The sequence below is a fragment of the Arthrobacter sp. E70 genome (assembly GCF_058266945.1).
The window spans coordinates 37,592-51,784 of the sequence record NZ_JBYQFR010000002.1 but is presented as its reverse complement, the minus strand read 5'-3'; the positions used below and the strand labels follow the sequence as shown (position 1 = coordinate 51,784).

Genomic DNA, 14,193 nt, shown 5'->3' with positions numbered 1-14,193 from the left:
GGCTTTACGGGACCGCGACAGTGCCACTGGAGGTCAGGCGCGGTTCGACGGCGGAACGTCGGTGCCGTCTGTCGGCTCACCTGGCTTCGCCTTGGGGTGGTTCACGATGGTGCCTTCCACCGGGCCGCTGGCATCGGTGGATTCGGTCTTGCCGTCGTTCTTCATTTCCTTGACCTCGGACTTGATGATCCGCATGGACTGTCCGAGGCTGCGGGCCATGGCCGGGAGCTTGGGCGCTGCAAAGAGAAGCAAAGCAACAACGATAATAATGACGATGGGCCAAGGGCCATCAAAGAGTCTTCCCACGGGAAATCCTTTCCTCTAAATACATCCTACTTCTATGTGAAGTCGAGATCTCCGAGTGCCTGTGGCTGGCCCCGGTCCTTTTTGCGCTGAACCCGCCGGCGGCGGCGTTCTTCGCGCCTCTTGGATCTGGATGCCTCGTAATCATGTCGCATGAGTGCGGGTGAGGCAAAAACAGCGGAGCCGGGCACGGCCTGTTTTCCGTCGTCGGGCTCCGGCTGCTGGTCCACGGGACCGAGCCTGCCGAGTTTGCTGCCGGCCTCGCCCAGGTCCTTGACGGTGGCCATGAACTGGCGGAACAGGCGGATGCCCAACAAGACATAGAACAGCAGCGACAGCGCAACAAGCGCCACCCATATCAGGATCCAGGACCACCAAGGCATGCTCGAAAGTCTATCCGCCGTACAGCGCCAGCGAGGCCGCGAGCCAGTCCTGCGCGGCCTGTGCCAGGTCGGCGGGTGCCAGGATCCTTGCCGCGCCGCCGTGCTGGGCCACGAACATTGGCAGCCAGGCGGTGTTGCCGAACCGAATGTCGGCTACCAGGCCGCCGTCGGGAAGTTCCGCGGTGCGCTCGGCGTAATAGTCGTCCGCAAGCCCGCGCCCCTGGCGGGTGAGCTGAAGCGTGACGGTCGTGTCGTCGTCGTTCGCGGTGAAAAGCTTGGCAGGCACGCCCCCGGCAGGCGGGTACACCGACGTGCTGGGCGCGCCGTTAGGGTGCACGTCCTGTATCCGGTCCAGGCGGAAGTTCCGCAGCCCGTCCACCCGGTGGCACCATGCTTCGAAATACCAGGTGTTGTCCAGCGAATAGAGCCGCAAGGGATCCACGTCGCGCTCGGTGACTGCGTCACGCTGGGGCGAGAGGTACGTGAGATGGAGCTGCGAACGTGATTCGATGGCCCGGCGTACGGTGGCATGGGTGGCGGCGTCGGCGGGTGCCACCTGGGGCCCTGCAAGGGAAGCGGCGCGGAGGCCCTCTTCGCCTGCCGCTGCCAGCAGTTTCAGCGTGACGGATTGCAAGGCGCCGCCGCCGGGAAGGTCCGGGAGGCCGTTGAGGGTTTCGAGTCCGGTCAGGAGGGCGCAGGCTTCCTCGACGGTGAACCGGACAGGCTTCTTTAGGTCCAGGTCCTGGGTGATGAAGACATGGTCGTCCTCCCACTGGATGTCCAGCAGGTCATCGGGATAGCCCTCAGGCAAGCCGGTGCAGATCAGGATGCGAAGGTCCGCTTCCAGCTGGTCCCTGCTGACACCGAAGTGCGTGGCCACCTCCTGGATGTGAAGGCCCTGGTTGTGCACCAGGAAGGGGACCAGTTGGAGCATGCGCCTGAGCTGGTCCTCGGAGGTGCCCTTGGCGGCCGTCCGCGGGCGGGTACCGGTAAACGCATAGTCGGGTACGGGTGACGCGCTGAAGTCGGCCGCAGAGCGCAGCCGGCGCCGGACCGCGCCGGTGAGTTCGGCAGGGGCGACGGCCACGGCGTCGGGCCCGTAGGACGCCAGTTCCTCCGCCAGCACCTCAGGATCGCGGTACTCCAGGCTGAGCCGGTCATAGCCCTCGGCGGGACCGCCAAGCGCCGCACCCGGCAGGGCATCCACTGCCCGGCCGCGAAGTGCCAGCAGGCGCCCTGCCTTGACGTCCACGACGGCGGTGCGGAGCGGCAATTCGGGAAGCCGGTCCAGTTCCTCGCGGATATTGAAGCCCGCTGGCGGCGAGTAGCGTTCCCTGGGCAGGGTGGTGACGGCGCTCGTCATCCGGGAAAGCCGGAAATAGCGGACCGCGTTCCGTCCGCGGTCGTGGCCCACCAGGTACCACTGTCCGAAGCGGCTGCCGAGCCCCCAGGGCTCGACGGTGCGCGGTTCTTCCTTCCCGGTACTGCCGGCAAGGTACGTGAAGGTGACCGGATGCCTGGCGTGCATGGCGGCGACGATGTCGTCGAAAGCCTGTCCGGCAGGCTTGATCCGGGGCTGCACACCGGCCGGTAGCTCGACGTCCGCGAGGCGGCTCGACGCCTGAAGTTTCCGCACTGCGCTGCGGGCTGCCGTTCCCAGCGCGGCCCGTTCCCAGAGCTGGGCGGCCAGCAGCAGTACGGTCCATTCCTCGGGTCCGAGCTGGACGTCCGGGAGCCGGTTGGATTCCTTGCCGATCCGGTAGCGGGTGGTGGCGGGATCGTCTTCGCTCCAACCGAGGTCCGTCAACGTTTCAACCTCGAATCCCATGTCCCGCAGGTCGTTCTTGTCCCGTTCGAACATGCGCCCGAAGGCCACATCGTTGCCCGAAGTGTCGTGGTAGACCTTTTCGCGCAGTTCACTGCGGCGGAGCCCGTAACGGGTGTTCAGCAACGCAATCAGCAAGTTCAGGAGTCGTTCAGTGCGGGGTACGGACACGTTGGCTACGTTACTAAACTCCCCGGGTGAACGTAGAAAGCGCGGCAGCACCGGGATGGTTCCCGGTGCTGCCGCGCCTGGTGCTGCTGATGGAAGTGGTCAGCGGATGCCGACGAGGTCCACAACGAAGATCAGGGCCTCGTTGGGGGCGATTGCCCCGCCGGCGCCACGGGAGCCGTAGGCCAGCTCGGAGGGGATCTCGAGGCGGCGGCGGCCGCCCACCTTCATGCCCAGCAGTCCCTGGTCCCAGCCCTGGATGACCTGCCCGACGCCGACGCGGAAGTCCAGCGGTGCACCGCGGCCCCAGGAAGCGTCAAACTCTTCGCCCGTGGACCAAGCGACGCCGACGTAGTGGGTGGAGACGGTGTCCCCCGCCTTGGCTTCGCGGCCTTCGCCCTCAATAAGGTCGGTGATGACCAGTTCCGTGGGGACGTCGCCTTCCGGAAAATCGATTTCGGGCTTCTGGCGGTCGAATTCCCGCTGTCCAAACGACATGCTTTCTCCTCTGTGTCTGTGCTGAAGGGTGCCGCGCGGTAATGCGGCATCTGTTGTAAGTCTTGCTACTTGACCCCGAGGATGTCCACTACGAACACCAGGTCGCCCTTGGCTTCGCCTTGGCCGGCGTCGCCGTAGGCCAGGTCCTTCGGGATGACCAGCAGGACGCGTGAGCCTACCGTCTTGCCGGCCAGGCCCTGCGTCCAGCCCTTGATGACACCGGTGAGGGGGAACGTTGCCGGCTGGCCCCGGTCAAAGCTCGAGTCGAACTTGGTGCCGCCGTCGAGGTTGACACCCACGTAGTTGACTGTCAGGGTATCGGACTCCTTCACCGTTGCACCGGTGCCCTTGATCAGGTCCTGGGATACCAGTGCGGTGGGGGCTGCGGCGCCCTGGACGTTGATTTCCGGGACACCGTCCTTTTCCGTCACGGCGGGAAGTCCCGCCGGCGGGGTGACCGTCTCGCCCTGCGGCTTGTCGAGGACAGGTGTGGCATCCGCGGCGGACAGTACCTTGATAATCAGCAGCTGGGAGGGCTCGGCTGCTGCGCTGGGACTCGGGGTGGCGGCATCGGACGGGGCAGCGCTGGCGGGCGCACTCTGCTGCCCGGGAACGGCCAGTGCCAGGCTGGACCCGACCTTCGCGCCCACGAAGGCGTTGTAGATGACCGCGCTGGAGGTCTTGAGCTCATCGTTCAGCTCAAGCGATTCGGGTTCGTTGGGGAAAGTGTCTTCGAGCTGGGAGCCGTCGGAACCGTTCAGGGCCAGGATCGAAATCTTGGCAACCTGGTTCGCCTTGACGGTGTCGCCGCTGCCTTGGGAAACCACCTTGATGGTCGGTTCGGTGACAGTCAAGGGCTTTTCGAATTCCACGCCCGGGGCCTTTTTGTCCCCATTGTCGGTCAGTTTGAGGGAGTCGAACTTTGCAGTCTCCCCGGCGGACTGGCTGGTGGGCTCCGGCTGGGAGCTCTGGCCTCCACAGGCGGTGAGCAGCAGCAGGCCGGGAAGAAGGATTGCTAGTAGTCGGCGCACGTAAGAAACTTTCGTTGGGGCAGGGTGGATACGACGTCCCGCCTGGCAGCGGACAGCATCGTGGCAGGTCCCCGGAAAAAGGACCTTATCCAGAATAGACCCTCAAGCTGGACGCCAGCCCGGAGCCGCTCAGCCCATGGAGTCGAGGAGCGCGTCGACGCGCTCATCGACACTGCGGAACGGGTCCTTGCAGAGGATGGTCTGGTGGGCCCGGTCGTTGAGCTTCAGGTGCACCCAGTCCACCGTGTAGTCACGCCCCAGTTCCTGGGCACGGCGGACAAAGTCACCGCGGAGCTTCGCCCGCGTTGTCTGCGGCGGGGCGTCCACCGCGCTCTTAATGACGGTGTCATCCACGATCCGGCGCACCGCGCCGCGGGACTGCAGCAGGTAGAAAAGGCCCCGGCTGCGGGAGATGTCGTGGTAGGTCAGATCGAGTTGGGCGACGCGTGGCGCATCAAGGTTCAGGTTGTGGCGCTCCCGGTAGTTGTCCATGAGCTTCTTTTTGATGGCCCAGTCGATCTCGGTATCGATGGCCTTGGTATCGCCGCTTTCGATTGCATGCAGCGTGCGTTCCCAGAGATCGAGGATCAGCGGGACGTGCGGGTTGTGGGCGCCGTGTTCCTTAATGAAGGCGGTGACCTTCGTGAGGTATTCCTGCTGGATTTCCAGCGCGGTCAGCTGGCGTCCGTTCGCCAGGCGGACCAGCGCCCGGCCGCTGAGGTCATGGGAGATTTCACGGATGCTGCGGATCGGGTTCTCCATCCGCATGTCGCGCATGATGACGCCGGCTTCGATCATGCGCAGGACCAGGTCCACGGTTCCGACCTTCATCAGGGCGGTCGCTTCGGACATGTTGGAGTCGCCCACGATGACATGCAGCCGCCGGTAGAACTCTGCGTCGGCGTGCGGCTCATCCCTGGTGTTGATAATGGGGCGGGACCGTGTGGTGGCTGAGGAAACACCCTCCCAGATGTGGTCGGCGCGCTGGGAGAAGGCGTAGGTGGCGCCGTGGGGAGTCTTCAGGATTTTCCCTGCCCCGGCGATGAGCTGGCGGGTCACCAGGAACGGGATGAGGATCTCGGCCAGCCGGGAAAACTCGCCGCGCCGCGGGATCAGGTAGTTCTCGTGGCTGCCGTACGAGTTGCCGGCCGAGTCGGTGTTGTTCTTGAAGAGGTACACGGTCCCGTTGAACCCCTCCGCGGCCAGCCGCGCCTGGGCCTCGTCCACCAGGTCATCGAGGATGAGTTCGCCGGCACGGTCATGGGCGATCAGCTGGGCGAGGTCGTCACATTCAGCGGTGGCGTACTCGGGATGGGACCCAACGTCCAGGTACAGCCGGGAGCCGTTGGTGAGGAAGACATTGGACGAACGTCCCCAGCTGACAACCTTGCGGAAGAGGTACCGGGCCACCTCCTCAGGAGCAAGAGGCCTGGAGTCGGGGCTCGAGTATGAGATCCCGAATTCGGTTTCGATGCCGAAGATTCTCTTGTCCATTGGTCCTCCTAGGCCAGCAGTGCTGTGATGTCCGCAGCGTTGAGCCTGCGGAAGGCCCGCCGGGAGCCGCGCGAGCTTTCGGAAAGCCGGTCCAGGACCGCCACCTCGAGAGCGCTGGGCGGCAACGTCGTGGCTGGCTGGTCTCCCTCCTGGACCGGAGTGAGACCCTTCAGCGCCAGCCGGACAGCGTCGGCGAAGCCGAGCGAGGCCTGCCACCCTGCCTCGATGGCCGATGACACCCTCTCCGCCTGCCCGCCCATCACGACGAAACTGTGTTCGTCGGCAATGGACCCGTCAAACGTCAGCCGGTACAAGTGGTCCTCAGCCTGGGAGGGGCCAACTTCGGCAACTGCAAGTTCCACCTCAAAGGGTTTCTGCTCCGCGGTGAAAACCGCGCCGAGGCTCTGCGCGTAGACGCTTGCCAGTCCCCGTGCAGTGACGTCCTCACGGTCGTAGGAGTATCCGCGGACATCCGCATAGCGCACGCCTGCCTGCCGCAGGCTTTCGAATTCGTTGTACTTACCCACGGCCGCGAAGGCAATCTTGTCGTAGATCTCCCCGATCTTGTGCAGCGACGGTGAGGGGTTCTCCGCCACGAGCGCGATGCCGTCCGCGCAGCTGATGACCACCACCGACCTGCCGCGGGCGATGCCCTTCCGCGCGAAATCCGCGCGGTCCTTCATTAATTGTTCGGGCGAAACATAGAACTGCTGGGTCATCTCAGGCCTCCCGTCCGGCGATGGTTCGGGCTTCGATGACATTTCTTGAAGCAGCTGCCAGTTCAACGTCGGGAACCCGCCGGGCGCCAGTGCTGTCAACAGTAAAGACAACCGGCCACAGCTGCCGCACGGTGTCAGGGCCGCCGGTGGCGGAATCGTCGTCGGCGGCGTCGTACAGGGCTTCCACCGCGACAGACAGTGCCTCCGCGGCACTAAGGTTTGGACGCCAGAGCTTCTTCAGGGCCCCTCTGGCGAAGACGGAGCCGGATCCGACGGTGTGGTGTTCGTGTTCCTCGTACCGGCCGCCGGTGACGTCGTAGGAAAACAGCCGGCCGACACCGGCGCTGGTGTCGAACCCCGCGAAGAGCGGGACCACCGCAAGGCCCTGCAGCGCCATGGGAAGGTTGCCACGGATCATGGCGCCCAGCCGGTTGGCCTTGCCTTCGAGACTGAGCTGGGTTCCTTCGATTTTTTCGTAGTGCTCGAGTTCAACCTGGAACAGCCGGGTCAGGTCGATGGCTATGCCGGCTGTTCCGGCGATGCCCAGCACCGAGAAGCGGTCAGCAGGAAAGACCTTCTCGATGTGCCTGCTGGCGATGACATTCCCCATGGTGGCCCGCCGGTCCCCCGCCATCAGGACACCGCCGTCGTAACCCATGGCGACGATGGTGGTGGCGTGCGGAACCTGCACCGGGGCGGCACCTGACGCGCCGCCCTGGAGGGACCGGGTGAAGGGCAAAAGCTCCGGCCGGTCCCGTTGCAGGTGTTCGGTAAAGGACGAGGTGGCGTTGGCGGCTACCTGGTTGGCGGTTGATTCCTGCACTCATGCACTCCTTGTACGTGGTACTTCAACGTCGGTACAGATTTCGGCCGTCCGCGGCTTCCGCCACCCTGCGGTCCCGGTTACTGGCCGCCCTTTTGAACGAATGCCCGGACGAACTCCTCGGCGTTGGATTCCAGAACGCCGTCGATCTCGTCGAGCAGGTCGTCCACGCCTTCTGTCGAGGCCGAGGCCTGCGCCTCGGGCGGTGCCGGGGGTGCCTCGGGAATGTCGTCGTCGACCTGGCTGTCGCGTGACTGCGGCTGCTGCTGCTCCTGGCCTGCCATTGGTATCCCTCCCTGTTACTTCCAGCGGATCCGGCGGATCCCCTGATATGCCCATCCTGCCACGGGACGGGCCGTCCGGCGCGGTTTACGCCGCAGGCGGAGCGGTGTTGTGTCCCAGCAGCTCACCGAGGAACGGGCCCGCTTCCCGGTAGCGCTCGAACAACGCTCCGGTCAGGGTTTTCGTTCCCCTGAGCGGCTCCCGGGTGGGCACGCGCTGGAGCCGTCCGTACCCCGGGACGTCGAAGATCACGGAGTCCCAGCTTGCGCCCACCACATCCTTGCCGAAGCTGCTGATGCACTTGCCGCGGAAGAACGCCCGGGTATCTGCCGGCGGTTCCGATACTGCCGCGGCGATGGCGGAGTCCGCCACCACCCTCTGCATCCGTTCCCGGGCCAGAAGCCTGTAATACAGGCCTTTCTCGGGCCTGATATCGGCCCATTGGAGGTCCACCAGCCCCAACCGGGCATCGCTCCATTCCAGTCCGTCGCGCTGCCGGTAGCCCTCCAGCAGGGACAGCTTGGCGAGCCACTCGACCGAGGAGGCTGCGGCCGCCCTGTCACTGTCGAGCTGGGTCAGGACGGTGGCCCACCGTTCCAGGACCTCGTGAGTGTGCCCGTCCCCGTCCACTGCGTCCCCCACCCCGGTGTCCTGGGCAAGCTTGGCGGCTGCCTCGTGGTACATCCATTGGAGGTCCAGGGCGGTCGCCCGCCTGCCGTCGACCAGCCGGAGCCTGGCTGTCAGCGAGGTATCGTGGCTCACCGTTTTGAGGGCCGTGACCGGTTCGTGGACTTCGATCCTGGGTGCCAGTCCCGCCTCGATGAGGCTGAGCACCAGGGCTGTGGTCCCGAACTTAAGGTAGTTGGAGACCTGGCTGAGGTTGGCGTCGCCGATGATCACGTGCAGCCGCCGGTATTTGTCCGCGGTGGAGTGGGGCTCGTCCCGGGTGTTGATGATGGGCCTGCGGATGGTGGTTTCCAGGCCCACTTCGGCTTCGAAGAAGTCAGCCCGTTGGCTGATCTGGAAACCCGGAATGCCACTGTCCTGCCCGATCCCCACCCGGCCGGCCCCGCAGATGACCTGGCGGCTGACAAAGAATGGAGTCAACCCGCGCACAATATCCCCGAACGGTACAGAGCGGGGCATGAGGTAGTTTTCGTGCGACCCGTAGGACACGGATTTGTTGTCAGTGTTGTTCTTGTACAGGTTCACGGGAGGCAGGGCAGGATCCGCTGCCAGCCTGCGCACGGCAGCCAACGCCACGAGGTCGCCGGCAGCGTCCCATGCCACAGCGTCCCGGGGATTGGTCACTTCCGGGCTGGAGTATTCAGGATGTGCATGATCGACATAGAGCCGTGCGCCGTTGCCCAGGACCATGTTCATCAGGAGGGTGCCTGATTCGTCCTGCCCGTCGAGTTCGAGTTCTTCGCGCCCGTACGCCAGGGCGACCGCCTCGGCGTCGAGCACCGGTGGCTGGTCGGTCAGCTGGCTGGGGTGGGCGGCACCGCGGTCCACCGTCCAGCCGCGGGCATCATGCAGGGGCTCTTCATCCGTGTAGTCCCACCGTGTTTCCGCGCCGCCGGCGGCTCGCTGCCGGGTGACCTGGGCGTACGCCTGCACTACCCGGGCGCTCATCATGGTGGCATTGGCGGAAGGTGCGGAGGGGGCATGGATCCCGTATTCGGTCTCGGCCCCCATGACCCGCATCGCCCCGCCGACGGGGAGTCTTTCCCCCGCGGCGGGTCCCTGTGCTCCGGTCATAGATATTGTCCCGTAGTGGGCATAGTCTCAATCGACTTGCCGGGCTCCTGCCCGGCCTTGCCCTGGACGATGGTGCGGATGTAGGTGATGCGCTCACCCTTCTTGCCCGAGATGCGTGCCCAGTCGTCGGGATTGGTGGTGTTGGGCATGTCCTCGTGCTCGCGGAACTCGTCAACCACCGCGCGCAGCAGGTGCTCGATTCGCAGCCCCTTTTGGCGGGTGGTCAACAGGTCCTTGATGGCGTACTTCTTGGCCCGGTCCACCACGTTCTGGACCACGGCACCGGAGTTGAAGTCCTTGAAGTAGAGCATCTCGGTGTCACCGTTGGCGTAGGTGACCTCAAGGAACTCGTTGGACTTGTCCGTGGAGTACATGGCCTCCACGGTGCGCTGCACCATGGCATCCACGGTGGCCTGGACGTCCCCGTTGTGTTCGGCCAGGTCCGATTCGTGGAAGGGCAGGTCCGGGGTGATGTATTTGTTGAAGATGTCGGCGGCGGCTTCGGCATCGGGCCGCTGGATCTTGACCTTCACGTCCAGGCGGCCGGGCCGCAGGATCGCGGGGTCGATCATGTCCTCACGGTTGGAGGCGCCGATGACGATGACGTTGTCGAGCCGCTCCACGCCGTCGATCTCACTCAGGAGCTGGGGCACGATCGTGGTTTCGACGTCGGACGAGATGCCCGTGCCGCGGGTGCGGAAGAGCGAATCCATTTCGTCAAAGAACACCACCACCGGGCTGCCATCGGACGCCTTTTCCCGCGCACGGGAGAAGATCAGGCGGATGTGCCGCTCCGTTTCGCCGACGTACTTGTCCAGGAGCTCCGGTCCTTTGATGTTCAGGAAGTAGCTCTTCAGGTCGACGTTTCCGGAGCGCTCGGCGGCCCGCGCGGCCAAGGAATTGGCCACGGCCTTGGCGATGAGCGTTTTGCCGCAGCCCGGAGGGCCGTACAGCAGGATGCCCTTGGGGGCCTTCAATCCGTGCTCCCGGTACAGGTCGGGGTGCAGGAACGGCAGCTCGACGGCGTCGCGGATCTGTTCGATCTGCGGGCCCAGGCCCCCGATGTCCTCGTAGGTGATGTCCGGAACTTCTTCGAGGACCAGGTTTTCCACTTCGGAGCGCGGCACTTTTTCCAGGGCGTAGCCGGTCCGCGAATCCACCGAGAGGGCGTCGCCCACCCGGAGCTTTTCCGCCAGGAGGGCGCCGGACAGCCGGACCACGCGCTCTTCGTCGGCCCGGCCAACCACCAGGGCACGGTCGCGTCCCAGCATCTCCTTCAGGGTGGCCAGCTCGCCGGCGCGTTCATACCCGAGACCGGCGACGATCAGCAGTGCCTCATTGAGGAGGACTTCCTGCCCCACTGCGAGCTGGTTGATGTTGACCAGCGGGCTGACGCCCACACGCATCTTCCGCCCCGCGTTGAAGATGTCCACAGATTCCTCGGTGGCAGCCTGGCCGCTGCTGCCCGGCGAGGGCTGCCGCTTCGGGTTGATCTGGAGGATGGTGCCGAAGCTGTAGGGCGGCTGCCCTTCCTGGTCGAGGGCGTTCTTCAGGCGGAGGATCTCTGCCTTCGCAGTCTCAAGCATGCTGACCAGCTTCGAGTTGTTCTGCGTTGCCGCTGCGAGCTGGCGGTCGATGTGCCTGAGCTTGTCCCGAAGTATGTTGACCTGGCGGTCAGCAACCGAGAGGTCGTTGGCGGCAGACTGCTCTGCCGGTGTACGTCCGGAGTCCTGGTTTGGTGTCTCCATGATGTATCAGCCCCTTCCTGCGCTTCTCTTAAGACATTAGTCCCAAGAAGGCGGGTAGGGATGGAGACTCTCGAAATCTGGACTAGTTCGTGACCTCGGGGGTGTCAACGACGTTCGTCCCCGCGATCGCGTCGCGGGCGGCACGGCGGAGCTTCTTGTCTGACACAGCCCGCTCCCCTACGGCGCCGGGAGTCCAGGCATTCACGTCGTCTTCGTTGAATTCGGTCTTGGAGGGGCGGCGCTTGACCGAAATGCCGGTGACGCCGTCGGCGAGCCGCCGGGTGACCAGCAGGAATCCTGTGTGGGCCACCATCCGGTGGTCGGGGCGGACGGCAAGGCCCTCGAGGTGCCAGCCGCGGACCAGCGATTCCCAGGCATCCGGTTCGGTGAAGCGGCCGTCGGCACGGATGGCTTCCGCGGTGCGGGAAAGCTGGGTCACCGTGGCCACATAGTTGATCCAGACACCGCCCGGTGCCAGGACTGTGGCGACGGCGTCCAGGCACTCCCAGGGTGCCAGCATGTCCAGGACCACACGGTCCACGGAGCCGGGCGCCTCGGCCTTGACCACTTCCTCCTGGAAGTCCCCGAGGGAAACCTGCCATGCCGGGTGCGGTCCGCCGAAGATGGTCTCGACGTTTCCACGGGCGATGTCCGCGAACTCCTCGCGGCGTTCAAACGAATGCAGGTAGCCGTTGTCGCCGACGGCGCGGAGCAGGGAAATGGACAGAGCGCCTGAGCCGACGCCCGCCTCCACTACGCGTGCCCCGGGGAAGATGTCAGCCATGGTGACGATCTGGCCGGCATCCTTGGGATAGACGACGGCGGCCCCGCGCGGCATGGAGAGGACGAAGTCGGAGAGCAGCGGGCGCAGGGTCTGGTACTGCTGGCCCACATTGTTCACGACCACGGAGCCGTCCACCTTGCCGATGATTTCGTCATGGTTCAGGAAGCCGCGGTGGGTGTGGAAGGCGCCGCCGCGTTCGAGGGTGATGGTGTTCATCCGTCCCCGCTCGTCGGTCAACTGGACGCGTTCGCCTTCCCGGAAGGGGCCGCGGCGACGGGCAGCACCCACCGGCTGCGAGCCGCTGGCGGCAGCATGGGTTGGTGCTGCTCCCTGGGCGTCGTTGACGGCGGTTTCGCTGCTCATGATGTCTTCCTCGCTCTTGTAAACCTGTGGTGCCGCGGCCACTGGGTCCTTGGACGTCGTGGTTCCCGGCGGCAATGCATGACCGGCAGGTAACTCTACCGGTTCTGGCCCTGCGGGTACCTATCGTTCGGCGGACGTTTTCCAGTCATGGCCGCAAGGACGGCCTCCTGGGTCAGCAAACCGGTCACCATGCCATTGTGGTCAACGACGGCGTAGTGGCGCCCTTCGAGCTGCGACAGGAACTGGATCAGCTCCTGGCCTTTGGACCATTCCGGCACGTAGGCTCCGGGGGCAAGCGGGAAGGAAACCGCCGTCACCGGGGTCGAGGCCGCGGCTGCTTCCGGGACCGAGGCCAGCGCAGCAGGGTCCACCACGCCCTGCGGCCGGCCGTCCGGCCCGCACACCACGACGGAGGTTCCTGCCGCGGCCCCCAGAGCGAGGGCGTCCTGGACCGTCGCCGTGGCAGGAAGCCCGGCGGCCGGCGTCGACAGCGCCGCGGCACTCACCAGCGGAAGCCGCGCCCGCAGGGTCCCCTGCTGGATGGCCGCTGACGCGCCCATCCACAGGAAACTGCCCACCAGTACCGTGATCATAAGGAGGCTGAGGTCCGGTTCGTCCCCGGCCACGAGCGGCCGGAGAATGAACCAGGCCGCGATGGCCAGGACAATGATGCGGCCACCCCAACCCGCGGCGACCGTGCCCTTCGCCTGGCTTCCGGTGGCTTTCCAGACAATGGACTCGACCAGGCGGCCGCCGTCGAGCGGCAGGCCGGGCAGCACATTGAAGATACCGATGAGGAAGTTGGCCCACATGAAAATGTTGGTCAGGATCTCGGCGATACTTCCCAAGCTGAACGTGGCAAGCACGAGCCAGGCGCCACCGGCAAGCACGAAGTTGGCGGCGGGCCCTGCCAGTGCCACCAGGACGGACCTGCCGGGGGACGCCGTGAAGCTTTCGAACTGGGTGTGTCCGCCCCAAAGGTTGAGGACGATCTTCTGGGTAGGCCAGCCGTAGATCTTTGCGGTCAGCGCGTGCGCCAGCTCGTGGACCAGGACGGAGATCAGGAGCAGCACGGCGTAGGCGAAGGCGACCAGGTAGGCACTGGCACCCAGTGCCGGGTTGTTCCGCGCCAGGACCGGACCGTAGGCAATAACCGTGAAGGCGGCTATAACGAACCAGGAGTAGGCGAGCACCACGGGAACGCCGGCGATGCGTCCCAGCGGGATGCCTTCGCGGCGGCCCGGCCCCGCAGGCTCAGCCACGGGGATAACCCGCAGCGGGGGCAGGTTCCAGCAGGGCCTCAAGCTCGGCAAGCGACCGGCCGGCGAGGGATTCCCAGAGCGCATAGCTGCCGTCGTCAGGCAACGGCACGATGTGCGGAACCGCCACGGTGGCTACGCCGGAAGCAACAGCCGCGGCCACCCCGGGCACGGAGTCTTCCAGTGCCACGCAGTGATGGATCCCGAGCTCCGGGTCCCGTTCCTGCAGCAACTCCACGGCGGTGAGGTACGCTTCCGGGTGCGGCTTGCCGCGGGCAACGGTGTCACCGGTAACCAGGATCTCGAAGTAGGGGCGTGGAAGGCTGTCCACCACCTGCCGTGCCAGTGGCCCCTCCGACATCGTGACGAGGGCGCACCGTACCCCTGCCTGATGCAGCTCCTCCAGGAGTTCCCGGGCACCGGGCCGCCACGGGACCTGCTGCCTGACGCTGCTGATCACCTCGGCAGTGAGCGAGTCGATGATCTCCCGGATTTCAAGCTTGACACCCGCCTGTTGCAGCAGGCCCGCTGAAAACGTCAATGACTGCCCCACCAGCTGCATGGCCTGCTCGTGGGACCAGGTTCCCCCGTGGGCCTCCACCAGAGCATGCTCTGCTGCGATCCAGTAGGGCTCGGTGTCCACAATCGTTCCGTCCATGTCCCAGAGGACGGCTTTGAGCGGGCTTTCGGGGGCTGGCAGTCGCATGCCTTCAGTCTACGGGGGCCGCCTGGGCGGGGGCTGCATGGTACGC

At 65.5% G+C, this 14,193-nt stretch carries 14 protein-coding genes; all 14 read right to left on the bottom strand.

Features of this window, described 5'->3' with window-relative positions:
• Positions 1 to 33: 33 nt before the first annotated feature.
• Positions 34 to 306, bottom strand: a complete 273-nt coding sequence (tatA, locus tag AC3IMC_RS02235; protein WP_045731378.1) for a Sec-independent protein translocase subunit TatA — start codon at positions 304 to 306, stop codon at positions 34 to 36.
• Positions 307 to 338: 32 nt separating this feature from the next.
• Positions 339 to 686 (bottom strand): hypothetical protein, encoded by a 348-nt coding sequence (locus AC3IMC_RS02230; protein WP_490916824.1) that lies wholly within the window; start codon positions 684 to 686, stop codon positions 339 to 341.
• A 10-nt stretch (positions 687 to 696) separates the two neighbouring features.
• Positions 697 to 2,682, bottom strand: a complete 1,986-nt coding sequence (locus tag AC3IMC_RS02225; RefSeq protein WP_490916822.1) for a helix-turn-helix transcriptional regulator — start codon at positions 2,680 to 2,682, stop codon at positions 697 to 699.
• A 99-nt stretch (positions 2,683 to 2,781) separates the two neighbouring features.
• The gene (locus AC3IMC_RS02220; protein WP_454486290.1) at positions 2,782 to 3,177 is read right to left on the bottom strand and encodes an FKBP-type peptidyl-prolyl cis-trans isomerase; all 396 of its coding nucleotides are present in this window, start codon (positions 3,175 to 3,177) and stop codon (positions 2,782 to 2,784) included.
• A 65-nt stretch (positions 3,178 to 3,242) separates the two neighbouring features.
• On the bottom strand, positions 3,243 to 4,208 hold the full coding sequence (locus tag AC3IMC_RS02215; protein ID WP_490916821.1) for an FKBP-type peptidyl-prolyl cis-trans isomerase: 966 nt from the start codon (positions 4,206 to 4,208) through the stop codon (positions 3,243 to 3,245).
• Positions 4,209 to 4,337: 129 nt separating this feature from the next.
• Positions 4,338 to 5,702, bottom strand: coding sequence for a Pup--protein ligase (gene pafA, locus AC3IMC_RS02210; RefSeq protein ID WP_490916819.1), 1,365 nt, complete (start codon positions 5,700 to 5,702; stop codon positions 4,338 to 4,340).
• 8 nt (positions 5,703 to 5,710) lie between these two features.
• Entirely contained in the window at positions 5,711 to 6,421 is a 711-nt protein-coding gene (prcA, locus tag AC3IMC_RS02205) for a proteasome subunit alpha (protein WP_490916818.1), read from the bottom strand.
• Position 6,422: 1 nt separating this feature from the next.
• Positions 6,423 to 7,244 (bottom strand): proteasome subunit beta, encoded by an 822-nt coding sequence (gene prcB / locus AC3IMC_RS02200; protein ID WP_490916817.1) that lies wholly within the window; start codon positions 7,242 to 7,244, stop codon positions 6,423 to 6,425.
• An 80-nt stretch (positions 7,245 to 7,324) separates the two neighbouring features.
• Positions 7,325 to 7,528 carry a ubiquitin-like protein Pup gene (locus AC3IMC_RS02195; RefSeq protein ID WP_221385045.1) on the bottom strand — a complete coding sequence of 68 codons (204 nt, stop codon included), beginning with the start codon at positions 7,526 to 7,528 and terminating at the stop codon, positions 7,325 to 7,327.
• An 85-nt stretch (positions 7,529 to 7,613) separates the two neighbouring features.
• Positions 7,614 to 9,287: a depupylase/deamidase Dop gene (gene dop / locus AC3IMC_RS02190; RefSeq protein WP_490916815.1), complete on the bottom strand. Its 1,674-nt coding sequence runs from the start codon at positions 9,285 to 9,287 to the stop codon at positions 7,614 to 7,616.
• Positions 9,284 to 11,035 (bottom strand): proteasome ATPase, encoded by a 1,752-nt coding sequence (gene arc / locus AC3IMC_RS02185; RefSeq protein WP_490916814.1) that lies wholly within the window; start codon positions 11,033 to 11,035, stop codon positions 9,284 to 9,286. The genes dop and arc overlap by 4 nt, the downstream gene beginning before the upstream one ends.
• A gap of 82 nt (positions 11,036 to 11,117) precedes the next feature.
• The gene (locus AC3IMC_RS02180) at positions 11,118 to 12,182 is read right to left on the bottom strand and encodes a tRNA (adenine-N1)-methyltransferase (protein ID WP_260323380.1); all 1,065 of its coding nucleotides are present in this window, start codon (positions 12,180 to 12,182) and stop codon (positions 11,118 to 11,120) included.
• Positions 12,183 to 12,277: 95 nt separating this feature from the next.
• Positions 12,278 to 13,444 (bottom strand): site-2 protease family protein, encoded by a 1,167-nt coding sequence (locus tag AC3IMC_RS02175; RefSeq protein ID WP_490916812.1) that lies wholly within the window; start codon positions 13,442 to 13,444, stop codon positions 12,278 to 12,280.
• On the bottom strand, positions 13,437 to 14,147 hold the full coding sequence (locus tag AC3IMC_RS02170; RefSeq protein WP_490916811.1) for an HAD family hydrolase: 711 nt from the start codon (positions 14,145 to 14,147) through the stop codon (positions 13,437 to 13,439). Before AC3IMC_RS02170 ends, AC3IMC_RS02175 begins: the two co-directional genes overlap by 8 nt.
• Positions 14,148 to 14,193: the final 46 nt, after the last annotated feature.